Below are 23,107 nucleotides of genomic sequence, written 5' to 3'. Positions count from 1 at the left end.
GACTGCATTTAGCAGGGTGAATCTGGATGAAAAAATCGACGTTGTTAGCGCCGGCGGAAAACGCAACGCTGCTGGGCCAGATGGCACAGCGCCTGCCGTTATCCGACACACATTTCAGGCGTATCAGCCAGCTGATTTATCAGCGAGCCGGTATTGTTCTCGCCGATCACAAGCGAGAAATGGTTTACAACCGACTGGTCCGCAGGCTGAGGATGCTGGGCATCGACGATTTTGGCCGTTACCTCGCGCTGCTGGAGAGTGACTCCAACAGCCCGGAGTGGCAGGCGTTTATTAACTCGCTGACCACTAACCTGACGGCATTTTTCCGTGAGGCGCACCACTTCCCGATTCTGGCGGAGCATGCCAAACGGCGCAGCGGCAATTTCAACGTCTGGTGTGCGGCGGCTTCCACCGGCGAGGAACCTTACTCCATCGCCCTGACGCTGGCGGAAACGCTGGGCAGCGGGCCGGGAAAGTTCCAGGTACACGCCACTGACATTGATACCCAGGTGCTGGAAAAGGCGCTGGCAGGCGTCTATCGCCAGGAAGAGCTGCGGACGCTCTCGCCGCAGCAGCTGCAAAAGTTTTTCTTTCGCGGCACGGGCCCGCACGCCGGCATGGTGCGGGTAAGGCCCGACCTGGCAAACATGGTCTCTTATGCCCAGCTGAACCTGCTGGCGAATGAGTGGTCCGTGCCGGGTCCCTTTGATGCAATTTTTTGCCGTAACGTCATGATCTACTTTGATAAAGAGACCCAAGAGAAGATTTTACGGCGCTTTGTGCCGATGCTGAAACCTGGCGGCATCCTGTTTGCCGGTCACTCGGAAAACTTCAGCCAGATTAGCAAAGAGTTTTATCTGCGCGGCCAGACAGTCTACGGACTGACTAAGGAAAGATAATGGGCAAAATCAGAGTGTTATGTGTTGATGATTCCGCGCTGATGCGGCAGCTGATGACGGAAATCATCAACAGTCATTCAGATATGGAGATGGTCGCTTCAGCGCCGGATCCGCTGGTGGCACGCGATCTTATCAAGCAGTTTAACCCCGACGTGCTGACGCTGGATGTGGAAATGCCGCGCATGGACGGTCTCGACTTTCTTGAGAAGCTGATGCGGCTGAGGCCGATGCCGGTGGTCATGGTGTCATCTCTGACCGGCAAGGGTTCGGAAATTACCCTGCGTGCGCTGGAGCTTGGTGCGGTGGATTTCGTCACCAAACCCTCGCTCGGCATCCGTGAAGGAATGCTGGGCTACAGCCAGATGATTGCCGATAAAGTCCGGGCGGCCTCGCGCGCCAGACTACAGATGCGCGGCCCGCAGGTGGCGCCGACCATGCTGAAAGCGGGTCCGCTATTGAGCAGCGAAAAGCTGATCGCCATTGGCGCCTCAACCGGTGGAACCGAAGCGATCCGCCACGTGCTGCAGCCGCTGCCTGCCACCAGCCCGGCGCTGATGATTACGCAGCATATGCCGCCAGGCTTTACCCGCTCCTTTGCGGAGAGGCTGAACAAGCTGTGCCAGATTACGGTAAAAGAGGCTGAGGACGGTGAGCGAATTCTGCCCGGTCACGCCTACATCGCGCCAGGCGCGATGCATATGGAACTGGCACGCAGCGGCGCGAACTATCAGGTCAAACTGAATGAAGGACCGCCGGTGAACCGTCACAAACCGTCGGTGGATGTCCTGTTTAAATCCGTGGCGCAGTACGCCGGACGTAACGCCGTCGGGGTGATCCTGACCGGCATGGGCAATGACGGAGCAGCAGGACTGCTCGCGATGAACAAAGCGGGAGCCTGGACCATCGCTCAGAACGAAGCGAGCTGTGTGGTCTTTGGCATGCCCCGCGAGGCGATCGGCCTCGGGGGCGCCAGCGAAGTGGTGGATCTCCACCAAATCAGCCAGCACATGCTGGCAAAAATTAGCGCCGGACAGGCATTACGTATATAACGCAGCGCCCGTCCGCGGGGCTACACAAAACAGGAGTAAGTATGGCTGATAAAAATATGCGGTTTCTGGTGGTCGACGATTTCAACACTATGCGTCGTATCGTCCGTAACCTGCTGAAAGAGTTGGGCTTCAACAACGTTGAAGAAGCTGAAGATGGCGTTGATGCGCTGGCGAAACTGCGCACCGGCGGCTTCGACTTCGTCATCTCCGACTGGAACATGCCCAACATGGACGGCTTGCAGCTGCTGCAAACCATTCGTGCTGACGCTGCGCTGGGCAAGCTGCCGGTGCTGATGGTTACGGCGGAAGCGAAGAAAGAGAATATTATTGCGGCTGCTCAGGCGGGAGCCAGCGGCTACGTTGTTAAACCTTTTACCGCAGCCACGCTTGAAGAGAAATTAGGTAAGATCTTCGAAAAGCTGGGCATGTAAGGAGCCGAGATGACCACTATTCCGACACCAAATGTTGATGCGGCCTCGGCGCACGACATCATCTCCCGCATCGGTTCACTGACGCGGATGCTGCGTGACAGTCTGCGCGAGCTGGGTCTGGATCAGGCGATCGCCGAAGCGGCAGAAGCTATTCCTGATGCGCGCGATCGACTCGATTACGTAGTGCAAATGACTGCTCAGGCGGCAGAGCGGGCCCTGAACTGTGTGGAGGCCTCCCAGCCACGGCAGACGCTGATGGAAACGGGTGCGAAAGAGCTGAAGGGGCGCTGGGATGAGTGGTTCGAACATCCTGTCGATCTGGCCGACGCCCGCGCGCTGGTCTCGGATACCCGTGGTTATCTGGAAGCCGTGCCGGAGCACACCTCGTTCACCAACGCGCAGCTGATGGAAATCATGATGGCGCAGGATTTCCAGGACCTCACCGGTCAGGTTATCAAGCGCATGATGGATGTGATCCAGGAGATTGAACGTCAGCTGCTGGCGGTGCTGCTGGAGAATATGCCAGAACCGGCGGCGCGGCCTAAAAAGGATGCGGACAGCCTGCTCAACGGACCGCAGATTAACGGCGCGGCACCGGGCGTGGTGGCGAACCAGGATCAGGTTGATGACCTGCTGGACAGCCTCGGCTTCTGATGGCTTACCGCGCCGGTGGCAAACCGGCGCGGGCACTCTCCTCTGACCCAGGGGGCGGCTTCTGCTGTCCCCTTTTTCTGCTATCCGCAAAATAACCCCCTATTTAGCGGTTTACTCGCGCCATCATTGCAGCCCGAATTTGGCATGCTACCCGCTGAAATTCCGCATTGAGGGTGAGCTGCCGTGTCCCAGGACAGCGACGAAGAAAAGACCGAAGAAGCCACACCCCACCGAATAGAAAAGGCCAGGGAAGAGGGTCAGATCCCGCGATCGCGTGAGCTGACCTCCGTACTGATGCTGGTGGCGGGGCTGAGCATTCTCTGGATGAGCGGCCTCACCATTGCCAGAAAGCTGGGCGCGCTGCTGGCCGACGGCCTCAAATTCAACCATTCGGTGGTGAGCGACAGCACCCTGATGCTGCATCAAATTGGGGCGCTGATCCCGCAGGCCGTTTTTGCGCTGTTGCCGATGATGGCCGGGCTGGTGCTGGTGGCGATCGCCGCCCCCATGCTGCTTGGCGGCGTGGTGATCAGCGGCAAGGCGATCAAATTTGATGTGGGCAAAATGAACCCGATCAAAGGGCTGGGCAAGTTGTTTTCCGCCCAGTCGGCGGCAGAACTGCTTAAGGCCGTACTGAAAGCGCTGCTGGTGGGCTGTGTCACCTGGCTTTATCTGCGTTATCACTGGCCGGACATGCTGAGGCTGGTCAGCGAATCGCCGTTCAATGCACTGGCCAGCGCGCTGAATATGATTGCGATGTGCTGCCTGCTGGTGGTCCTTGGCCTTTCACCGATGGTGGGATTTGACGTTTTCTGGCAGGTCTACAGCTACTACAAAGGGCTGCGCATGACCCGCCAGAATATTCGCGACGAGTTTAAACAGCAGGAAGGCGACCCGCACGTCAAAGGGCGCATCCGTCAGCAGATGAGGGCTGCGGCCCAGCGGCGCATGATGTCTGATGTGCCGAAGGCGGACGTGATCGTCACCAACCCGACGCACTACTCGGTGGCGCTGAAATATGACGAAGGCAAGATGAGCGCCCCCAAAGTGGTAGCGAAAGGGGCCGGAGAGATTGCGCTGCGTATTCGCGAACTGGGTAAAGAACACCGTATTCCGGTGCTGGAGGCGCCGCCGCTGGCGCGTGCGCTCTACCGCCATACTGAGATTGGGCAGCATATTCCGGGAACGTTATATGCCGCTGTAGCAGAAGTGTTAGCCTGGGTCTGGCAGCTCCGTCGCTGGAAGCTGGAGGGTGGCCTGGCTCCGAAAAAACCTGACAATTTACCGGTGCCGGACGCGCTGGACTTTGGCTCAAGAGAAGAAGACTGATGGCGAATCTGGCCGCACGACTACGCTTACCAAATTTTAAAGATACCCAATGGCAGGTGATGGCCGGACCGGTATTGATCCTGATGATCCTGTCGATGATGGTGCTGCCGCTGCCTGCCTTCATCCTCGATCTGCTGTTCACCTTTAATATCGCGCTGTCGATCATGGTGCTGTTAGTGGCGATGTTCACCCAGCGCACGCTGGATTTTGCCGCTTTTCCAACCATTCTGCTCTTCTCCACGCTGTTACGCCTGGCGCTGAACGTCGCTTCGACGCGTATTATCCTGATGGAAGGGCATACCGGCGGCGCGGCGGCGGGTCAGGTGGTCGAAGCCTTCGGTCACTTCCTGGTCGGCGGCAACTTTGCCATCGGCATCGTGGTTTTTGTTATCCTCATTATTATCAACTTTATGGTAATCACCAAGGGTGCAGGGCGTATCGCAGAGGTTGGCGCACGCTTTGTTCTCGACGGTATGCCGGGCAAACAGATGGCCATCGACGCCGATCTCAACGCCGGTCTGATCGGTGAAGAGGAAGCGAAAAAGCGCCGTTCAGATGTTACTCAGGAAGCGGATTTCTACGGCTCAATGGACGGCGCCAGTAAGTTTGTGCGTGGTGACGCCATCGCCGGCATCATGATCATGGTCATCAACGTAATTGGTGGCCTGCTGGTTGGCGTTATTCAGCACGGCATGTCAGTCGGTAGCGCGGGTGAAACCTATACGCTGCTGACCATCGGTGACGGCCTCGTCGCGCAGATCCCGGCGCTGGTGATCTCTACAGCGGCAGGCGTTATCGTGACTCGCGTCGCCACCGACCAGGACGTTGGCGAGCAGATGGTGACCCAGCTGTTCAAAAACCCACGCGTGATGATGCTGAGTGCGGGCGTACTGGGATTACTGGGCATGGTGCCCGGCATGCCAAACTTCGTCTTTCTGCTTTTTACCGCAGCACTGCTTGGTCTGGCCTGGTATCTCCGGGGCAAAGAGATGCAGCCGAAAGCGGAAGTGCCGGTGAAAACCCGTGCGCCCGAAACGGCCGCCACGGTGGAGGCTTCCTGGACTGACGTTCAGCTCGAAGACTCCCTCGGGATGGAAGTCGGCTACCGGCTGATCCCGATGGTGGACAATACTCAGGACGGTGAACTGCTGGGACGTATCCGCAGTATCCGTAAGAAATTCGCGCAGGAAATGGGCTTCCTGCCGCCGGTTGTTCATATCCGTGACAACATGGATCTGCCGCCTGCACGCTACCGTATCCTGATGAAGGGGGTGGAAATTGGCAGCGGTGACGCTTACCCTGGCCGCTGGATGGCGATCAACCCAGGCACCGCCGCCGGGACGCTACCGGGTGAGGTGACGGTCGATCCGGCCTTCGGCCTTGCAGCGGTCTGGATCGACAGCGCGCTGAAAGAGCAGGCGCAGATTCAGGGCTTTACCGTGGTGGAGGCAAGTACCGTGGTCGCCACGCACCTTAACCATCTGATCGGCCAGCACGCCAGCGAGCTGTTTGGCCGTCAGGAGGCGCAGCAGCTGCTGGATCGCGTTACCCAGGAGATGCCTAAGCTGACGGAAGATCTGATCCCGGGCGTTATCACGCTGACGACGCTGCATAAAGTGCTGCAAAATCTGTTGCTGGAGCGCGTCTCCATTCGCGATATGCGCACCATTATCGAAACGCTGGCGGAGCACGCGCCGGTACAGAACGATCCGCATGAACTGACCTCGGTGGTGCGCGTCGCGCTCGGCAGAGCCATCACTCAGCAGTGGTTCCCCGGCAACGGAGAGGTGCAGGTTATTGGCCTCGACAGTACGCTGGAACGCCTGCTGCTACAGGCCTTGCAGGGCGGTGGCGGACTGGAGCCGGGCCTGGCAGATCGCCTGCTGGCCCAGGCGCAGGGCGCATTAAATCATCAGGAAGCGCTGGGTGCGCCGCCGGTCTTGCTGGTTAACCATCCGCTGCGTGCGCTGCTGGCCCGCTTCCTGCGCCGTAACCTGCCACAGTTAATGGTGATCTCTAATCTTGAGCTGACCGACAACCGTCAAATCCGTATGACCTCAACCATCGGAGGACAGTGATGAGAAGCGCTTTGCTGTTACTGGCGCTCGTGTTACCCGGCACGGTCATGGCTGCCGGGGGCTGGCAGGCCAGCTCAGCTGGGCCAGGCGTAGGCAACCGCGGTCAGATGGCGACGTCGCCAGCGCTGAGTCCGGCAGAACCTGTCAGCGGCGCAATTACGCAGATAGCCTGGCGCTATGTGCTGACCGGTCCGCCGCCTTCCGGCTTGCGAGTTTATCTTTGTGCTCAGACCCGCTGTGTGGCGCTGGAAGGAGCGAGTGGAACAACGAGTGGGCTGAGCAATATTCCGGCGGGGGAGAGCCTGCATTTCGCCTATGGCGTGGAAGGTAAAGGAAGGCTGCCACAGCCGCTACGCGTGTTGAGTAACCAGGTGATGGTGAATTACCAGTAAAAAAGAGGCAATCGATGATTGCCTCTGAGTTCTGCAGCCTTAACCTGATTTGCCGTCTGCAAATACAATTACGGTTTACTTCTTTGACCTTCTGGATCCGGAAACGGCGTTACATCCTTTCTACCGTCTCAATGCCCAGCGTATCCAGACCCAGCTTCAGCGTTTTTGCCGTCAGCAGCGCCAGCTTCAGGCGGCTCTGGCGGGTAGCTTCATCCGCTGCGGTAAGGATTGGGCAGTGTTCATAAAAGCCTGAGAACAGACCGGCCAGGTCGTAGAGGTAGGCGCACATTACGTGCGGCGTACCGTCGCGGGCCACCTGAGTGATGGTTTCATCAAACTGCAGCAGGCGGACGGCCAGGGCCGCTTCTCTCTCTTCCGCGATAAGCGTTTTCCCGGTCACTTCAGATTCTGCGATGCCCGCTTTACGGAAGACGGAGAGGACGCGGGTATAGGCATACTGCATATAAGGTGCGGTGTTGCCTTCGAAGGCCAGCATGTTATCCCAGTCAAACACGTAATCGGTCGTGCGGCTTTTGGAGAGATCGGCATATTTCACCGCGCCAATTCCCACGCTGTTGGCCAGCGCCTTCAGCTCATCTTCAGGCATATCCGGGTTTTTCTCACGCACCAGCTGCGTGGCGCGCTCAACCGCTTCATCCAGCAGGTCGGCGAGTTTAATGGTGCCGCCCGCACGGGTTTTGAACGGTTTGCCATCTTTGCCGAGCATCATGCCGAAAGCGTGGTGCTCAAGCGGCACGGACTCCGGCACGTAGCCCGCTTTACGCACGATGGTCCATGCCTGCATCAGATGCTGATGCTGGCGCGAATCGATGTAGTAAAGTACGCGGTCAGCCTTCAGCGTTTCATAACGGTACTTAGCGCAGGCGATATCGGTGGTGGTGTAAAGATAGCCGCCATCCTTTTTCTGGATGATCACGCCCATCGGATCGCCATCTTTATTCTTATATTCGTCAAGGAAAACCACCGTTGCGCCTTCGCTCTCGACCGCCAGACCTTTAGCTTTCAGGTCGGCCACGATGCCGGGCAGCATGTCGTTATAGAGGCTTTCGCCCATCACGTCATCACGGGTCAGCGTCACGTTCATGCGGTCATAGACGATCTGGTTATGAGACATGGTAATGTCGACCAGCTTTTTCCACATTTTACGGCAGTATTCATCGCCGCCCTGCAACTTCACCACGTAGCCGCGCGCGCGTTCGGCAAAGGCCGGATCTTCATCGTAGGTGCGCTTAGCTTCACGGTAGAAATTTTCCAGGTCAGAAAGGGCGATCTCTTCGTGATGCTCATTCTGCTGTTTTTCCAGGAACGCAATCAGCATACCGAACTGCGTACCCCAGTCGCCGACATGGTTGGCACGGATCACATTATGACCGAGGAATGAGAGCGTGCGGACGGCGGCATCACCAATGATGGTGGAGCGTACGTGGCCAACATGCATCTCTTTGGCCACGTTTGGCGCGGAATAGTCGATAACCACCGTTTGCGGCTCGACCGGCGCCACGCCAAGGCGCGGCGCATCGATCACGCTATCCACCTGAGCGGAAAGCCAGCCAGCGTCGAGGAAAAGATTGATAAAGCCCGGTCCGGCGATCTCCACCTTGCTGGCGATGCCCTGAAGATCGAGATGCCGGAGGACTTCTTCTGCCAGTTGTCGGGGCGCCATGCCCAGTTTTTTGGCCACGGCCATGATGCCGTTTGCCTGGTAGTCACCAAACTGGACTTTAGCTGACTGCCGAACCTGGGGTTCACAGTCGGCCGGGGCGCCTGCTGCGATCATCGCCTGACTGACTTTTTCGGAAAGAAGAGCCTGAATATTCACCGGGTTACCTTAATATGCTGAAAAGGCCCGCGCTAGTTGCGCAGGCCGCCTGCCTCAGCGAAGCCCGTCAGCAGAGGGATCTGCTGTACAATGGCACCGCTAAAAAAATAAGGGGAAAAGTATACTGCATTTTCGTTCCGGTTATCCAGGAACCTGTAGGGACAGGATCAGAAACGGGAAACCCGGTGAACGCAGTTTCCCGCCTGAGAGAGGGGACTTAACGGCGACGATGTGGCCGGTAAGGGCTGGCAACGGTGGTTTTCGTATTACGGATCTTCCAGTGGCGTACCAGAGCAAACCCCATCATCGCGATCAGCACTGCGACAAAGATTAACATGAGCATGATGCCTTTCCTTTAAGGAAAACCGGGTTCAATTAAGAAGTAAAATCATACAGTACAGCATGCCGATTTGTATTTAAGAATCGTCGCATTGTACAATTTAACTCAAATCAAAACAGATAGTTAAAGGTAACTTTCTAAAGTAAGAACTGGTACTGTGCCAGCGAAAACTGAGCTTTCCTGGAGAAAAACGCGGCATTTGATAAGAATGTTACATAATTTATGAGAAATTGTTTACTACAGTGGACCGGAGAGTGCCTGGGAAATGTGCGTAATGATAAGGTTAATTAATGTTATATGGCGAAATGAGCATGTCTGAAGAGATATGGAAAGACAAACTGAGCGATCTGGCTAATGATTTGCCGCAATTTGAAGCTTCTCTTAATCAGCTGGCGGCCCGGCTCGGGCTCGATCTCGCTTCACTGGCAGTGGATCATATCGCCGTGCGCTGTCATCAGAACACCACCGCGGAACGCTGGAAGCAAGGCTTTTTACAGCTTGGCGAGCTGTTTTCAGAAAAAACGATCAACGGTCGTCCTATCGCACTCTTTGAACTGCGTTGCCCGCTGAAGGTAGGGCCGTGGGAAATCGCGGTGATTGAGCTCCCCTGGCCGGGCAACCGCTTGTACCGGCATGAGGGCTGGGAACATATTGAGGTCGTGCTGAGAGGCGAACCGGCACAGCTGGGGATGCGGGCGCTGGCCCTGCTTGCTGACGAAGGCTTATGTGAACCTGGCATTTCAGTAAAAAGCAGCGCGCCGGAAGGTGAAGGCGAGAGGCTGCCTAATCCTACTCTGGCGGTGACCGATGGTACGGTGACCATCAAGTTCCATCCCTGGAGCCTGAAAGAGATTGTGGAGAGCGAGCGCGCGTAACCTTAACGGTTAAGCGTTCTCAACGCGTTTTCCATCCGCCGGAGCGCCTCATGGATGAGGTCTCGCGGGCAGCCAAAGTTAAAGCGAACAAACCCATCGTCGCCAAATTCCCGTCCTGCCGAGAAGCCCAGACCGTGATGTTCAAAGAAACGCGCCGGGCTGGCAACGCCCAGCTTGCTGGCATCGATCCAGGCCAGATAGGTCGCTTCTGGCGGGGCGACAGAGAGTCCCGGCATTGCGTTAATGCGGCTGGTGAGTAAATCGCGGCTTTCCCGCAGATAGGCCAGCTTCTCATCCAGCCAGGCCTGCCCATCGCGCCAGGCCGCGGTGGCGGCGACGTAAGCCAGAATATCCACGCCAGGTACAATGCCCTGACGTGTTTGCGTAAAGCGGGCCCGCAGGCTGGCGTCAGGAATGATCGCCAGCGACGCGCCCAGTCCGGCAATATTGAAGGTTTTAGAGGGCGAAATCAGCGTGATCGAACGCTGTTCAGCATCGCTGCTCAGCGTGGCAAAAGGAATATGCTTAACGCCGGGCTCCAGCAGGAGATCGCAATGAATTTCATCGGAGCAGACAATCAAATCGTGACGCTGGGCGAAGCGAAGCTGCGCCTCAAGCTCCTCTTTGCGGTAAACGGTGCCGCCGGGGTTCTGCGGATTACACAGCATCAATAATTTTTCATTACCGTTCATCTGGGGCTCAAGCGCCCCGATATCCATCACCCAGCGCTGATTTTCCAGCCGTAACTGGCCGTTAATTTGCGTACGATCGGCCAGCTTGGCGGCCGAGCGGAAAGGCGGATAGATGGGGGTGGGCGCGACAGTGCCCTGATGAGGGGTGGTGAAGGCGCGAACCGAGATATTCAGACCGCTGACGATGCCGGGCAGGAACACCAGCCATTCAGGTTTGATCTCCCACTGATAACGTTCTCTCATCCGGGCGATGATGACATCAATCAGTTCACCAGGCGTGCCGCCGTAGCCGAAAACGCCATGTTCAACGCGCGCTTTAAGCGCATCAATCACGCACTGCGGCGAGCGGAAATCCGTATCGGCCACCCAGAGAGGGAGGATATCCTGGTCACCATATTTTTGCCATTTCAGACTATCGCTGTGACGGCGATCGATCCGTTCATTAAAACTGGATGCCATGTGACTATTTCCCGTTACTATTATTCATAAGTTTTTAATGCACACTACGTATCTGGAAAGATTATCACAACCAACCGGCAGGCATTAACAGGAGGATGGAATGCTTAAACTGGAAGTATGCTGCTACGGAGTCGATTGTGCTTTGACGGCGGAGAAGGCAGGAGCCGATCGTATCGAACTTTGCGCTGCGCCCTCCGAAGGTGGGCTGACCCCGTCGGCGGGCAGTCTGATGCAGGCCCGGAAAAATATTACGATTCCCGTTCATCCTATCGTCCGTCCGCGTGGGGGAGATTTTTGTTTTACCGCGGGCGAATTCAATGAAATGAAATCCGACGTCGCTTTCCTTCGTGAACTGGGCTTTCCCGGTTTGGTTATCGGCATCCTGGACGTTGATGGGCACGTTGACCTTAAGCGCATGAAAGAGATCATGGCGCTGTGTGAAGGAATGGCGGTCACTTTTCATCGTGCGTTCGATCTCTGCCACAGCCCGCTGGTTACGCTGCAACAGCTGACCGATTTGGGGGTTGCCCGGATACTGACATCAGGGCAGCAGCAGAGTGCCGAAAGTGGATTGCCGCTGCTGAGGGAACTAACTCGCTCCACCCGTGGTCCAATCATTATGGCAGGTGCTGGCGTACGTCTCAGCAACCTGCAAAAGTTTATCGAAGCCGGGCTGAGTGAGATCCACAGCTCGGCCAGCCAGCGAATAGCGTCGCCCATGCGCTATCGTAAAGCGGGGGTTTCCATGAGTTCCATTGCGGAAACCGATGAATTCAGCCGTACCTGCGTAGACGGTGATATGGTCGAAGCGATGAAGGTTGCCATGTCGCTCAGTGCACCGGTCCACGTGGCCTGAACCAGATTTTGCCGCGCAGCACGCCAGTTCAGCGACGTGATGTTTGCAAGTACCAGGCCCCATCGTTTTGATGGGGCTTTTTTTCGCCGGTTAAACGGGGCCCGGCAGTGAGCCTGAAATAATAGCTGGAGTGAAAGCAGGGGCGTCGGTTATCTGCATTTGTGGATCTCTGTCTCCCCTGAGTAAATCCACATTACCGGCACCAGAGTTAGCAATATAAATTCTGCTTCGCCAGAATCCCTTTTACACTTACAGCAGAATGTCATTACCTTCACGGGATCGCGATGAAAATCATCATGCTGAGCGTCTGTAGTCTTGGTTTACTGCTTATGGGCAGCGCCTTTGCGGCGCAGAAATGTCCCCCTCATGCTGAGCTCATCAATAACAGTAACGGTATCGTGTTACTTGGTGGAACGGCCAAAGGCCCGGTAAAACAGGTTGTGCTTGGGGAGTTTGGGCGTGACGTTAACCAGCAAAGGCGCATTCTGGGTCAGTTCGATGAATGCGGGACGCTGCTGCGCGCCGACATCAGCTTCGACAAAAATGAAAATAACGTGATGCTGAAGATGGTACAAAGCGTTGTCCAGGCAGCGAGCGGCTGGCAGGCCGTATACGATATCTCAGTCTTCGTGTTGAAACAGGGGAAGGCCGTTGAGGTCAACCGCAAGCAGGGTACCATTAACTATCTGATCGGCGAAAAAGGGACGATAACCAGCGCCACAGAAGCTTTTTTACTCAAAGGGGAAAAGGGTTTTACCGAGACGATTTATACGTTTGATCGGCAGCAGCGGCTAATCAAAAGCGTATCGCGCAGTTCTGACAGCCAGGCGAACGGCGAAACCCGCTACCGCTGGAACCCCAAAAACCAGCTGGTGGCTTCCGAGTCACCGGACAGTAAGATGACCTGGCACTATGACAACAAGGACCGTGAGCTGAAGCTGCACTCACAGGAACATAATGCGTTCAGCGAAAAAACCTCGCTGGACGAATGCCAGCTATGGGATAACCGCGGCAACTGCACGCTCAGCTATCTGCATGAGAAGGAAACCTATCCCGGCGCCGTGGTCAGCCGTAATATCAGCGCGGCTTACCGCTATGAGTATTGGGAAAAATAGTTACGCCTCTGCCTGTGGCGAGCTTCTTAACTTGGTAACAAACCAGTCAGCCATGACAACAGGGTGAGACCGGGTTATTAGCGACACATTGGTGGGGCAGTTGCAGTATGTCGTGAGAGATATCACCGTGCATGAGTCGTCGGGCATACAAACAATTCTGAGGAGATAACCCACAGATCAGTGCAGATTGCGGTTAAAAGCCTGAAGATGCCGCACTGCACTTAACGTCGCTACTGATGCAAAAAGGGGCACGGCGGCCCCTTACAGTTTTGCGGTTAACTGACCGTTTTACTGAATGCATCCACGGCCAGAATCGCGCTGGCAATATCTTCCGCACCCAGATTCGGGTTGAGATTTTTCAGGGTATCGCCTTCGTTATTGGCGAGCGCACCGACCTTCACCAGGTTTTCCCAACTTTCGTTTTCCAGATGGATCTCCTTAAGCGTGGTGGGCATCTTGATGGAGCGATAGAAGCGAATGTAGCGGGCGATCTCTTCATCAGTACGCTGCTCAAGCACCATCTGCGTCAGCGTGCCATAAGCAACCTTCTCACCATGGGTCAGGTGATGGATATCGCCCTCAATCGCGGTAAACCCATTATGAATGGCGTGAGCGCCCGCCAGGCCGGCATTCTCAAAGCCCAGCCCTGAAAGCAGCGTATTCGCTTCAACGACCGCTTCCACTGCCGGCGTCACCACTTTTTTCTCAACCGCCTGATAAGCGCTGAAGCCAAAGGCGAGCAGCGTTTTTTCACAGGCTTCTGCAATAGCCATCCCGGCGATGGTAGGATCGCCATTCACCATCGATTTGCTGTGCGAGCGTTTCACCGCCTGCGCTTCCACAAAGGTCGCCAGGCCATCAGCGATACCGGACGCAAACAGCCTCACCGGCGCTCTGGCGCACACCTGGGTATCAACCAGCACCAGATCGGGGTTCTTACTGTAAAAACGGTAACTCTCAAAGACGCCGCTGTCGGAATAGATCACGGAAAGGGCGCTGCAGGGCGCATCCGTTGAAGCGATAGTCGGCACGATCACTACAGGCTGTTTCAGTTCATCTGCCACCGCCTTAACGGTATCCAGCGTTTTCCCACCGCCAACGCCGACCACCAGGCTGGCGCCGCTTTCCTGCGCCAGCGCAGCCAGGCGTGAAATTTCGTTGCCTGACGCTTCGCCGTTAAACCGCTGATAGTGGCATTCAACCTGACTTTGTTGCAGGGAAGCCTGCACATCTTTGCCAGCCAGCCCCCAGACAATATCGTCAGCCACCACAAAGGCGCTGTTGCCCAATTCCGCAACGTACTCACCCAGCTGTGCCATCACGCCTGCGCCCTGAACATATTTTCGCGGGGAAGAGAAAACAAACTTACTCATGTGGGACTCCTTTCAGTGAAATGAAAAAGATGCCGTACGCCTTACATCCTGGACCCATTTTCCCGACAGGGTTTGTTTAAAAAGGTTTTTTGGCAAAAATTAGTCAGCATGCGCTGTTTATCACGTCACTTTCAGAAAGGAGGAGATCGAAATGCGATAGTCTGGACGGGGCGAAAGCAGTTCCCCACCCGCAGAGAAACGGGTGGGGCGATCAGTTAAGGTTTACGCGCGACCAGCACGGCGCGTAGCGGGGCCGGATAACCTTCCACGGTTTTTGTTGGATCGTTGGGGTCAAGGAATTCCGCCAGCGACTCGCTGGTCATCCAGTCGGTGCGGCGCTGCTCTTCCGTTGAGGTAACGGAATAGTCCGCGATCTTCACGTCAACAAAGCCGCATTTCTCCAGCCAGTTTTTCAGCGCGCCGGTAGAGGGAATGAAATAGACGTTGCGCATCTGCGCGTAGCGTTCGCCCGGCACCAGCACCGCGTGCTCGTCGCCTTCGACCACCAGCGTCTCCAGCACCAGTTCGCCGCCGCTGACCAGCTGATTTTTCAGCTGAAACAGATGATCCAGCGGAGAACGACGGTGATAAAGCACGCCCATTGAAAACACCGTATCGAAGGCTTTCAGTTCCGGGAGCTGTTCAATGCCGAGCGGCAGCACGTGCGCGCGCTGATCGTCGCCGAGCAGCTTGCGCACGGCCTCGAACTGGCAGATAAACAGCTGCATCGGATCGATGCCCACCACCAGATTTGCGCCTGCACCGATCATACGCCACATGTGATAACCGCTGCCGCAGCCGACGTCGAGCACGGTGCGGCCCGCCAGCGGCGAAATATGTGGCAGCACGCGATCCCATTTCCAGTCGGAGCGCCATTCAGTATCAATATGTACGCCGTACAGTGAGTAGGGCCCTTTGCGCCACGGCATCAGGTTGCGCAGCAGGCTTTCGATACCGCTGCGCTGGCGATCGCTGAGCTGGCTGCTGTCAGCGGTCACGCTGTGCAGCAGATCGAGCGTTTCCGGTACAATGGTCGGCAGATGCCCGACCGACCGATCCCAGTTTTTAAAATGACCGTGCAACTGCTCGCGCTGCCAGGCCGCAATTTGCGCCGGCAGGGTTTCCAGCCAGTGGGCAAGCGGGCCTTTTGCAATAAGTTGATAAAAATTACCGAAGTCCATCAGGCGGAACCTGCTTTAAGGGCGATCAGCGAACCGAAGTTAAAACACTGGAACCAGAGTTCCGCGTGTTCAAAGCCGGCGGTACGCAAACGCGATTTATGGGTTTCCACGCTGTCGGTCAGCATGACATTTTCCAGCATGCTGCGCTTCTGGCTGATTTCCAGTTCGCTGTAGCCGTTAGCCCGTTTGAAATCGTGATGCATATTGAACAGCAGTTCACCCACATCAGCATCAGCAAAACTGAATTTCTCGGACAGCACCAGCGCGCCGCCGGGTCGCAGCCCCTGCCAGATAGTGTTCAGCAGTTGCTGACGCTCATCAGGATCGAGGAACTGGAGCGTAAAGTTCAGCACCACCATCGATGCATTCTCAATGGCGATATCACGAATATCGGCCTCGATCACCTCAACCGGCGTCTCTGCCCGGAATGCATCAATATGCCTCCGGCAGCGCTCAACCATGGCGGGCGAGTTATCGACGGAGATTATCTTACAGCCTTCAGCCTTGATATTGCGGCGCACGGAAAGTGTAGCCGCGCCCAGCGAGCAGCCCAGATCATAAACCTGACTGCCCGGCTGCACAAAACGTTCAGCCAGCATGCCGATCATGGAAATGATATTGGAATAACCCGGCACGGAACGCTGGATCATATCGGGAAAAACTTCGGCCACGCGCTCATCAAACGTCCAGTCGCCCAGTTTGGCAATCGGCGCGGAGAACAGCGTATCGCGGTTAGACATAGTGGTAAGTCCGGAAGAAAAACGGAAAGGCGCTATTTTGGCAGAAAGCGACGCAGGCTGCACCTGTTCTGCCCGGTCCATTAGTGGAAGGGCAGAACGGACAGGGCGTTAACGCAGCGGCATCACCAGATCCCAGGGAAGATAAACCAGGTTAAGTAAGATCATGACGACCAGAGATATTATCGTCAGGATCATGCCATTTTTTCGCCAGAGCAGGGTGCTGCTGTTCATACCGTAAAAATGGAGGCTGCGCCCCAGAAAGAAAACGATGCCAACCAGATGCAGCATCCAGATCTCAGCGCCGTTCATCTCCATCATCACCATCATCAGCATCGCAACCGGGATATATTCCGCCGCATTACCATGAATACGAATAGCGGTTTGCAGCTCAAAGAAGCCGCCGTCACCGGTTGAGACGTGATAGAGGCGACGCAGACGAATTACATCAAACGAAAACTTAATCAGGAACAGTGCTCCGAGCACAACATACAAGGCGCTGACCATTCTGGCTCCCTTAAGCCTGGAAAATTCTGGCGCCATCATAACGGCGAAAGCGGCTATTGTCAGCGTCAATACAACGCCGAAACAGAATCCCGTACTGGCAGTTAAAAAAGCCGGTCCTGCTGCGGCCAGCCCGGCGCGTCGCCCACCTGCGGCACAGCCTGCTGGAGGGCGGGCCAGAGGTACTGCACCAGATCGGGCGCAAAGGCGATATCAGGCGTGTGAATAAACAGCCAGGGCTGCCCGCTGGCGGTCCATTCCGGCAGCTTCTGCAGCCAGGCCTGGAACCAGCGCAGATTGTCCTGCGGCTCGTCGCCGCCGATAAAACGGATCATCGGCTGCTGCGCGGTCATGACGGCATGGACGGGAAGGACCGGTTTTTTGCGCTGTGCTTCAATAATTGCCGGATTGCTGGGATGGGCCGAATGGACGCCGCGCGTATCCAGAATCACTCTGTTAACGCCGCGCTGATGCAGGCCGCGATTAAGCGCGCGTTCCGCCTCACCTTTAGTAAAAAACTCGGGATGACGTACCTCAACGCCATAGCTGTACTCGCCCGGCAGGCCGTCGAGAAATGCCCAGAGCGTTTCCAGCGCCGCCGGGCCAAAGGCGGCGGGAAGTTGCAGCCAGAACTGACCAATCCTTGCCGAAAGCGGCGTCATCAAAGCGAAGAATTCGGCGGTCAAATCGGCGCAGTTGCGCAGGCCAGCCTGGTGACTGATGGTGGCAGGGAATTTAAAGCAGAAACGGAAATCATCATGCGTCATATCACGCCAGCGCTGCACAATCTCAGGCCGGGGCAGCGCATAGAGCGTGGTATTACCCTCAACACAGTTAAAATAGTGCGCGTAGTCGGCAAGGGTATGAAGCCCGATTTTCTTCCAGTGGGGATGCTGCCACTGCGGCAGTCCGAGATAAAAAGGCGTCACCGGCGCGTCCTGTATCGATAAGCAGGCTAAAAATGTAGCGGGGGGAGAGGAAGAGTGCAACCCGACGCTGCGGAGATCGGGTTGCGTCAGCATCAGAGCGCGCTTAATACCTCACCGGACGAGCGGACGCGTCCCAGACGCGGGAAGATATTTTTAAAGCTGCCGTGATGCTCTTCGGCGCTGCCAGCGCTGCAAATATCCTCGACCACCACCAGATCAAAACCAAGCTCCCAGGCGTTACGGGCCGTCGATTCCACGCCAATATTGGTGGCGATCCCGCCCAGCACGATCGTATCAATGCCGCGGCGGCGCAGCTGAAGCTCCAGATCGGTGCCGTAAAAAGCGCCCCACTGGCGTTTGGTCACTTCGATATCGCTTTCCTGTTTACCGAGCGCAGCCGGATAGACCCACCAGTTCTCAGGCAGGGCGCCGCTGTGGCTGACGTCCACCTGCTGCTTCGGCGCATCGCCAAAGTCGGCTGACCAGCCCACGCGCACCAGCACAACCGGCGCGTTGACCGAGCGGAATTTTGCCGCCAGCGTCGCCGAACGGGCGACCACATCACTGGCCTGATGGGGACCTGCGGCATAAGGCAGGATCCCTTCCTGCAGGTCAATCAGCACCAGCGCGGTTTTATCAGCAGTTAACTCCAGCATACATTCTCCATAGTTGGGGGAAATTGTTGAGATTACAGGCGATCCTTCGCCTGAAGCGACCAGAACAATGTTCGAAAAGCGTGAAATTTGTTAGCTTTTGTGAGGCGCAAGGGGAGCATCGCCTGTTTTGACCGCGAAAGGCGCTATTGATGCGGTGCCGGCACTTATCGCGCCGCGCTTTTTCCATTATAATGGCCGCCATTTTTCGCGTCAGCAGCGCCCGGAAGGGCGGTAAAAGTTCTCCCTGCTGCGCGTAAGCGGCGAAGATTAAAGGATATCGTTATGCGAACTGAGTATTGCGGACAGCTCAATCTGTCCCACGTAGGCCAGCAAGTGACACTGTGCGGTTGGGTCAATCGCCGCCGCGATCTGGGGAGCCTGATTTTTATTGATATGCGCGATCGTGAAGGTATCGTGCAGGTCTTTTTCGACCCGGATCGTCAGGACGCCTTTAAGCTCGCCTCCGAGCTGCGTAACGAATTTTGCCTCCAGATCACCGGCACCGTTCGCGCCCGTGATGAGAAAAACAAAAACCCCGATATGGCGACCGGCGAAGTGGAAGTGTTCGCTACCGATCTGACCATCATCAACCGCGCTGAGCCGCTGCCGCTGGACTCCAACCAGGTCAACAGTGAAGAAGCGCGTCTGAAATACCGCTATCTGGATCTGCGCCGTCCGGATATGGCAAACCGCCTGAAGGCGCGAGCGAAAATCACCAGCTTTGTGCGCCGCTTTATGGACGATAACGGCTTTCTGGATATTGAAACACCGATGCTGACTAAAGCGACGCCGGAAGGCGCGCGTGACTATCTGGTGCCGAGCCGCGTGCATAAAGGCAAGTTCTATGCGCTGCCGCAGTCACCTCAGCTGTTCAAACAGCTGCTGATGATGTCCGGCTTCGATCGCTATTACCAGATCGTGAAATGCTTCCGCGATGAAGATTTACGTGCTGACCGTCAGCCTGAATTTACCCAGATTGATGTTGAAACCTCCTTTATGACCGCGCCTCAGGTGCGTGAAATCATGGAGCGGATGGTGCGCGAGCTGTGGCAGAACGTGAAAGGTGTCGATCTGGGCGATTTCCCGATGATGACCTTTGAAGAGGCGATGCGCCGTTACGGTTCCGATAAGCCGGATCTGCGTAACCCGATGGAGCTGGTGGACGTTGCCGATCTGCTGAAAGACGTTGAGTTTAAGGTCTTCTCTGGCCCGGCTAACGATCCTAAGGGCCGCATTGCCGCACTGCGCGTGCCGGGTGGCGCTGGGCTTAGCCGCAAGCAGATCGATGAATATGGCAAGTTTGTAGAAATCTACGGCGCGAAAGGCCTGGCGTGGATGAAAGTCAACGAACGTGCAAAAGGTCTGGAAGGCGTAACCAGCCCGGTGGCCAAATTCCTGAACGCCGAAATCGTGGAAGCGATCCTGAGCCGCACCTCTGCCGCTGACGGCGATGCGATTTTCTTTGGCGCAGACAGCGCTAAAATCGTTGCCGACGCGCTTGGCGCGCTGCGCCTGAAGCTGGGCCGCGATCTGGCCATTACCGATAACGCGGCCTGGGCGCCGCTGTGGGTAGTGGACTTCCCGATGTTCGAAGAGGATGGCGAAGGCGGTCTGACCGCGATGCACCATCCCTTTACCGCACCGAAAGAGATGACGCCGGAAGCGCTGAAAGCCGCGCCGGAAACCGCTATTGCTAACGCCTACGACATGGTGATTAACGGTTACGAAGTCGGCGGCGGCTCAGTCCGTATTCATAACGGACAGATGCAGCAGACCGTCTTTGGCATTCTCGGTATTACCGAACAGGAGCAGCGTGAGAAGTTCGGCTTCCTGCTTGATGCGCTGAAGTATGGTACGCCGCCTCATGCGGGCCTGGCATTTGGTCTGGATCGTCTGGTGATGCTGCTGACCGGCACGGATAATATCCGTGACGTTATCGCCTTCCCGAAAACCACCGCGGCGGCCTGCCTGATGACCGAAGCGCCAAGCTTTGCCAATCCGGCATCGCTGGGTGAACTGGGTATTGAAGTCATCAAAAAATACCAGAACGCGCCTGCGGATACGCCATCAGAGAACGACTGAATGGCCTTTAAGCATCCCGTTTCGGTACTGGTGGTGATTTACGCCCGCGATACCAGGCGGGTGCTGATGCTACAGCGACGTGACGATCCGGCGTTCTGGCAGTCGGTTACCGGCAGCCAGGAACCGGGTGAAACGCTGGCGGAAACCGCCGCGCGTGAGGTGCGTGAAGAGGTGGGAATTGATATCGGGCTTGGGCAGTTCAGCATGGTGAACTGTCAGCGTCAGATTGAGTTCGAAATCTTTGCCCACTTTCGCCACCGTTACGCGCCGGAAGTGACGCACAACACTGAACACTGGTTCAGCCTGGCGCTGCCCGCAGAGCAGGATATCGCTTTAAGCGAGCATCTCGCTTATCAGTGGCTGCCCGCGGATGAAGCCGCCGCGCTGACTAAGTCCTGGAGTAACAGCCAGGCGATTAAAGAATTTGTTATGTAGTTCCCTGGCTTACGATCACGTGGCTGAAGGGATGGAATAAGTCAAAGGTTCAGGCATATACCGGCACAGCAGATTTGTTCGCCGCCTGCGCGCAGCAACCACAGCGTACTTATGTACCTGAGGATTGCGGGCACAGCCAGCGGACAACGTTGCCGGTAAGAGAGCCTGGCCGATGTTAATTTTGGAGACAGGAACAGATGGCTGGTCATAGTAAATGGGCTAACACCAAACACCGTAAAGCGGCACAGGATGCCAAACGCGGCAAAATTTTCACCAAAATTATCCGTGAGCTGGTTACCGCAGCCAAGCTGGGCGGTGGTGATGCCGCCTCCAACCCGCGCCTGCGCGCCGCTATGGATAAAGCGCTGTCAAACAATATGACGCGTGACACCATGAACCGCGCCATTGCGCGTGGCGTGGGCGGTGAAGACGACAGCAACATGGAAACCATCATTTATGAAGGTTATGGTCCTGGCGGCACGGCGGTCATGGTGGAATGCCTGAGTGATAACCGCAACCGCACCGTTTCTGAAGTGCGTCACGCCTTTACCAAAACTGGCGGCAACCTGGGCACCGACGGCTCAGTCGCCTATCTCTTTACCCGCAAAGGGGTGATTTCATTTGCACCGGGTCTGGAAGAAGATACGGTGATGGATGCCGCGCTGGAAGCGGGTGCTGATGACGTGGTGACCTACGATGACGGCGCGATTGACGTCTTTACCGCCTGGGAAACTCTCGGTGACGTGAAAGATGCGCTGGAAGCGGCAGGTCTGAAGGCGGATACGGCAGAAGTTACCATGATCCCCTCCACCAAAGCGGATATGGATGCGGAAACCGCGCCGAAGCTGCTGCGTCTGATCGACATGCTGGAAGATTGCGATGACGTTCAGGAGGTCTACCACAACGGTGAGATTTCTGACGAGGTGGCGGCAACCCTTTAATGGCGTTGTTTACCCCGCAGCAAAACCTGGCCGGAGGAGCGTGATGGCGATCATTTTAGGTATCGATCCGGGTTCACGCATCACCGGCTACGGCGTTATCCGTCAGGTGGGCAGGCAGTTAACCTATCTGGGCAGCGGCTGTATCCGGACCAGCGTGACGGATTTGCCCACCCGCCTGAAGCTTATCTATGCTGGCGTCAGCGAAATCATCACGCAGTTCCAGCCGGACTATTTCGCCATTGAGCAGGTATTTATGGCGAAAAACGCCGACTCAGCGCTTAAGCTGGGGCAGGCGCGCGGTGCGGCTATCGTGGCGGCAGTGAATCACGATCTGCCGGTTTTCGAGTATGCCGCCCGTCAGGTTAAGCAGACCGTGGTCGGCACTGGCAGCGCGGAAAAAAGCCAGGTGCAGCATATGGTCAAAACGCTGCTGAAGCTGTCGGCCAGTCCTCAGGCGGACGCCGCCGATGCGCTGGCTATCGCCATCACCCACTGTCACGTTAGCCAGAACGCTAACCGCATGGGCGAAGGGCAGCTTAACCTGGCCCGCGGACGCCTGCGCTCCTGACAAGCTGGATATTCATCCAGCTTTTTTTATGATATAACCCCCGCACTGATTGTTATGGAAGGAAGCGAACGTGATTGGACGTTTAAGAGGCACGATCCTGGAGAAACAGCCGCCGCTGGTGCTGCTGGAAGCCAACGGCGTAGGCTATGAAGTCCATATGCCGATGACCTGCTTTTACGAGCTTCCCGAACTCAGTCACGAAGCGGTGATCTTCACCCATTTCGTGGTGCGGGAAGATGCCCAGCTGCTCTTTGGCTTCAACAGCAAGCAGGAACGGGCGCTGTTTCGCGAGCTGATCAAAGTTAACGGCGTCGGGCCAAAGCTGGCGCTTGCCATTCTTTCCGGCATGTCCGCGCAGCAGTTTGTTACCGCCGTCGAGCGGGAAGAAATTGCGGCGCTGGTCAAACTGCCAGGCGTGGGGAAGAAAACCGCAGAGCGGCTGGTGGTGGAAATGAAAGACCGCTTCAAGGGCATGCATGGCGATCTCTTCGCGGCCGATACGCCATTTGCCCTTACCAGTGAGGTTCAGCCTGCCGACGCGGCGAACGATGCAGAGAGCGAGGCGGTTGCCGCTCTGGTGTCGCTGGGGTATAAACCTCAGGAAGCCAGCCGGATGATAAGTAAAGTCGGACGTCCTGACGCTGACTGTGAAACGCTGATTCGCGAAGCCCTGCGCGCCGCTATTTGAGGTA

23 protein-coding genes and 1 pseudogene are annotated in these 23,107 nt (G+C 56.5%); 15 read left to right on the top strand and 9 right to left on the bottom strand.

The features are described from left to right. Positions 1-26: 26 nt before the first annotated feature. The 7 genes and pseudogenes from cheR to EA20_RS0119050 all read left to right on the top strand — a co-directional run bounded on the left by cheR (position 27) and on the right by EA20_RS0119050 (position 6,832). Complete coding sequence (cheR, locus tag EA20_RS0119080; protein ID WP_024968356.1) at positions 27-899, top strand: protein-glutamate O-methyltransferase CheR; 873 nt, start codon at positions 27-29, stop codon at positions 897-899. Continuing rightward, a complete protein-coding gene (locus tag EA20_RS0119075; RefSeq protein WP_024968355.1) occupies positions 899-1,948 on the top strand; it encodes a chemotaxis response regulator protein-glutamate methylesterase in 1,050 nt (349 codons plus the stop codon). Before cheR ends, EA20_RS0119075 begins: the two co-directional genes overlap by 1 nt. Positions 1,949-1,989: 41 nt before the next feature. Beyond that, positions 1,990-2,379 carry a chemotaxis response regulator CheY gene (cheY, locus tag EA20_RS0119070; protein WP_024968354.1) on the top strand — a complete coding sequence of 130 codons (390 nt, stop codon included), beginning with the start codon at positions 1,990-1,992 and terminating at the stop codon, positions 2,377-2,379. Between the two features lie 9 nt (positions 2,380-2,388). Continuing rightward, positions 2,389-3,033, top strand: a complete 645-nt coding sequence (cheZ, locus tag EA20_RS0119065; protein WP_024968353.1) for a protein phosphatase CheZ — start codon at positions 2,389-2,391, stop codon at positions 3,031-3,033. Positions 3,034-3,216: 183 nt separating this feature from the next. Continuing rightward, positions 3,217-4,402 (top strand): annotated as a pseudogene (gene flhB, locus EA20_RS0119060) (flagellar biosynthesis protein FlhB). After that, positions 4,362-6,440 (top strand): flagellar biosynthesis protein FlhA, encoded by a 2,079-nt coding sequence (gene flhA, locus EA20_RS0119055; RefSeq protein WP_024968351.1) that lies wholly within the window; start codon positions 4,362-4,364, stop codon positions 6,438-6,440. The pseudogene flhB and the gene flhA overlap by 41 nt, the downstream one beginning before the upstream one ends. Then, on the top strand, positions 6,440-6,832 hold the full coding sequence (locus EA20_RS0119050; RefSeq protein WP_024968350.1) for a flagellar protein FlhE: 393 nt from the start codon (positions 6,440-6,442) through the stop codon (positions 6,830-6,832). Before flhA ends, EA20_RS0119050 begins: the two co-directional genes overlap by 1 nt. 109 nt (positions 6,833-6,941) lie before the next feature. Here EA20_RS0119050 and argS read toward each other — a convergent pair whose 3' ends face one another. Continuing rightward, positions 6,942-8,672, bottom strand: coding sequence for an arginine--tRNA ligase (gene argS / locus EA20_RS0119045; RefSeq protein ID WP_024968349.1), 1,731 nt, complete (start codon positions 8,670-8,672; stop codon positions 6,942-6,944). A 217-nt stretch (positions 8,673-8,889) separates the two neighbouring features. Continuing rightward, positions 8,890-9,015, bottom strand: coding sequence for a hypothetical protein (locus tag EA20_RS21245; protein WP_255343144.1), 126 nt, complete (start codon positions 9,013-9,015; stop codon positions 8,890-8,892). A gap of 287 nt (positions 9,016-9,302) precedes the next feature. Here EA20_RS21245 and EA20_RS0119030 point away from each other — a divergent pair, with 287 nt between their 5' ends. After that, the gene (locus EA20_RS0119030; protein ID WP_369699801.1) at positions 9,303-9,887 is read left to right on the top strand and encodes a VOC family protein; all 585 of its coding nucleotides are present in this window, start codon (positions 9,303-9,305) and stop codon (positions 9,885-9,887) included. Between the two features lie 2 nt (positions 9,888-9,889). Here the strand turns inward: EA20_RS0119030 and EA20_RS0119025 are convergent, their stop codons facing one another. Then, positions 9,890-11,038, bottom strand: a complete 1,149-nt coding sequence (locus EA20_RS0119025) for a MalY/PatB family protein (protein WP_024968346.1) — start codon at positions 11,036-11,038, stop codon at positions 9,890-9,892. A 100-nt stretch (positions 11,039-11,138) separates the two neighbouring features. On the opposite strand from EA20_RS0119025, the gene cutC reads away from it, so the two are divergent. Continuing rightward, positions 11,139-11,894, top strand: coding sequence for a copper homeostasis protein CutC (gene cutC, locus EA20_RS0119020; RefSeq protein WP_024968345.1), 756 nt, complete (start codon positions 11,139-11,141; stop codon positions 11,892-11,894). Positions 11,895-12,178: 284 nt separating this feature from the next. Continuing rightward, on the top strand, positions 12,179-13,009 hold the full coding sequence (locus EA20_RS0119015; RefSeq protein ID WP_024968344.1) for a hypothetical protein: 831 nt from the start codon (positions 12,179-12,181) through the stop codon (positions 13,007-13,009). Between the two features lie 275 nt (positions 13,010-13,284). On the opposite strand, the gene EA20_RS0119010 is transcribed toward EA20_RS0119015, so the two are convergent. The 6 genes from EA20_RS0119010 to EA20_RS0118985 form a co-directional block, all read right to left on the bottom strand. Continuing rightward, complete coding sequence (locus EA20_RS0119010; protein WP_024968343.1) at positions 13,285-14,382, bottom strand: glycerol dehydrogenase; 1,098 nt, start codon at positions 14,380-14,382, stop codon at positions 13,285-13,287. A gap of 215 nt (positions 14,383-14,597) precedes the next feature. Further along, positions 14,598-15,566 carry a tRNA 5-methoxyuridine(34)/uridine 5-oxyacetic acid(34) synthase CmoB gene (gene cmoB, locus EA20_RS0119005; protein WP_024968342.1) on the bottom strand — a complete coding sequence of 323 codons (969 nt, stop codon included), beginning with the start codon at positions 15,564-15,566 and terminating at the stop codon, positions 14,598-14,600. After that, entirely contained in the window at positions 15,563-16,303 is a 741-nt protein-coding gene (gene cmoA, locus EA20_RS0119000; protein ID WP_024968341.1) for a carboxy-S-adenosyl-L-methionine synthase CmoA, read from the bottom strand. Before cmoA ends, cmoB begins: the two co-directional genes overlap by 4 nt. 108 nt (positions 16,304-16,411) lie before the next feature. Then, positions 16,412-16,807, bottom strand: a complete 396-nt coding sequence (locus EA20_RS0118995; protein ID WP_024968340.1) for an MAPEG family protein — start codon at positions 16,805-16,807, stop codon at positions 16,412-16,414. A 101-nt stretch (positions 16,808-16,908) separates the two neighbouring features. Continuing rightward, positions 16,909-17,733: a DUF72 domain-containing protein gene (locus EA20_RS0118990; protein WP_024968339.1), complete on the bottom strand. Its 825-nt coding sequence runs from the start codon at positions 17,731-17,733 to the stop codon at positions 16,909-16,911. A 92-nt stretch (positions 17,734-17,825) separates the two neighbouring features. Then, entirely contained in the window at positions 17,826-18,389 is a 564-nt protein-coding gene (locus EA20_RS0118985) for a hydrolase (RefSeq protein ID WP_024968338.1), read from the bottom strand. A 282-nt stretch (positions 18,390-18,671) separates the two neighbouring features. Here EA20_RS0118985 and aspS point away from each other — a divergent pair, with 282 nt between their 5' ends. The 5 genes from aspS (at position 18,672) to ruvA (ending at position 23,103) form a co-directional block, all read left to right on the top strand. After that, positions 18,672-20,471 (top strand): aspartate--tRNA ligase, encoded by a 1,800-nt coding sequence (gene aspS / locus EA20_RS0118975; protein ID WP_024968337.1) that lies wholly within the window; start codon positions 18,672-18,674, stop codon positions 20,469-20,471. Next, the gene (gene nudB / locus EA20_RS0118970; protein ID WP_024968336.1) at positions 20,472-20,906 is read left to right on the top strand and encodes a dihydroneopterin triphosphate diphosphatase; all 435 of its coding nucleotides are present in this window, start codon (positions 20,472-20,474) and stop codon (positions 20,904-20,906) included. A gap of 197 nt (positions 20,907-21,103) precedes the next feature. Then, positions 21,104-21,847, top strand: coding sequence for a YebC/PmpR family DNA-binding transcriptional regulator (locus tag EA20_RS0118965; protein ID WP_024968335.1), 744 nt, complete (start codon positions 21,104-21,106; stop codon positions 21,845-21,847). A gap of 43 nt (positions 21,848-21,890) precedes the next feature. Further along, complete coding sequence (gene ruvC, locus EA20_RS0118960; RefSeq protein WP_024968334.1) at positions 21,891-22,415, top strand: crossover junction endodeoxyribonuclease RuvC; 525 nt, start codon at positions 21,891-21,893, stop codon at positions 22,413-22,415. Between the two features lie 70 nt (positions 22,416-22,485). Continuing rightward, positions 22,486-23,103 carry a Holliday junction branch migration protein RuvA gene (gene ruvA, locus EA20_RS0118955; protein ID WP_024968333.1) on the top strand — a complete coding sequence of 206 codons (618 nt, stop codon included), beginning with the start codon at positions 22,486-22,488 and terminating at the stop codon, positions 23,101-23,103. The last annotated feature ends 4 nt before the right edge of the window (positions 23,104-23,107 follow it).

The sequence above is a fragment of the Pantoea sp. IMH genome (assembly GCF_000599885.1).
Lineage (GTDB): Bacteria > Pseudomonadota > Gammaproteobacteria > Enterobacterales > Enterobacteriaceae > Erwinia.
The sequence above is the reverse complement of the archived record's forward strand: the minus strand, read 5'-3'. Positions and strand labels throughout refer to the sequence as shown.

Excerpts from the sequence above, each read along its gene's own strand:
- EA20_RS0118995 (WP_024968340.1), bottom strand. The coding sequence starts at position 16,807 with ATGGTCAGCGCCTTGTATGTTGTGCTCGGAGCACTGTTCCTGATTAAG.
- cutC (WP_024968345.1), top strand. The coding sequence starts at position 11,139 with ATGCTTAAACTGGAAGTATGCTGCTACGGAGTCGATTGTGCTTTGACG.
- aspS (WP_024968337.1), top strand. The coding sequence starts at position 18,672 with ATGCGAACTGAGTATTGCGGACAGCTCAATCTGTCCCACGTAGGCCAG.
- EA20_RS0119010 (WP_024968343.1), bottom strand. The coding sequence starts at position 14,382 with ATGAGTAAGTTTGTTTTCTCTTCCCCGCGAAAATATGTTCAGGGCGCA.
- nudB (WP_024968336.1), top strand. The coding sequence starts at position 20,472 with ATGGCCTTTAAGCATCCCGTTTCGGTACTGGTGGTGATTTACGCCCGC.
- EA20_RS0119030 (WP_369699801.1), top strand. The coding sequence starts at position 9,303 with ATGTTATATGGCGAAATGAGCATGTCTGAAGAGATATGGAAAGACAAA.
- EA20_RS0119025 (WP_024968346.1), bottom strand. The coding sequence starts at position 11,038 with ATGGCATCCAGTTTTAATGAACGGATCGATCGCCGTCACAGCGATAGT.
- cheR (WP_024968356.1), top strand. The coding sequence starts at position 27 with ATGAAAAAATCGACGTTGTTAGCGCCGGCGGAAAACGCAACGCTGCTG.
- ruvC (WP_024968334.1), top strand. The coding sequence starts at position 21,891 with ATGGCGATCATTTTAGGTATCGATCCGGGTTCACGCATCACCGGCTAC.
- EA20_RS0119075 (WP_024968355.1), top strand. The coding sequence starts at position 899 with ATGGGCAAAATCAGAGTGTTATGTGTTGATGATTCCGCGCTGATGCGG.
- flhA (WP_024968351.1), top strand. The coding sequence starts at position 4,362 with ATGGCGAATCTGGCCGCACGACTACGCTTACCAAATTTTAAAGATACC.
- EA20_RS21245 (WP_255343144.1), bottom strand. The coding sequence starts at position 9,015 with ATGCTCATGTTAATCTTTGTCGCAGTGCTGATCGCGATGATGGGGTTT.
- EA20_RS0118985 (WP_024968338.1), bottom strand. The coding sequence starts at position 18,389 with ATGCTGGAGTTAACTGCTGATAAAACCGCGCTGGTGCTGATTGACCTG.
- EA20_RS0119050 (WP_024968350.1), top strand. The coding sequence starts at position 6,440 with ATGAGAAGCGCTTTGCTGTTACTGGCGCTCGTGTTACCCGGCACGGTC.
- cheZ (WP_024968353.1), top strand. The coding sequence starts at position 2,389 with ATGACCACTATTCCGACACCAAATGTTGATGCGGCCTCGGCGCACGAC.
- EA20_RS0119015 (WP_024968344.1), top strand. The coding sequence starts at position 12,179 with ATGAAAATCATCATGCTGAGCGTCTGTAGTCTTGGTTTACTGCTTATG.
- cheY (WP_024968354.1), top strand. The coding sequence starts at position 1,990 with ATGGCTGATAAAAATATGCGGTTTCTGGTGGTCGACGATTTCAACACT.
- EA20_RS0118965 (WP_024968335.1), top strand. The coding sequence starts at position 21,104 with ATGGCTGGTCATAGTAAATGGGCTAACACCAAACACCGTAAAGCGGCA.
- cmoA (WP_024968341.1), bottom strand. The coding sequence starts at position 16,303 with ATGTCTAACCGCGATACGCTGTTCTCCGCGCCGATTGCCAAACTGGGC.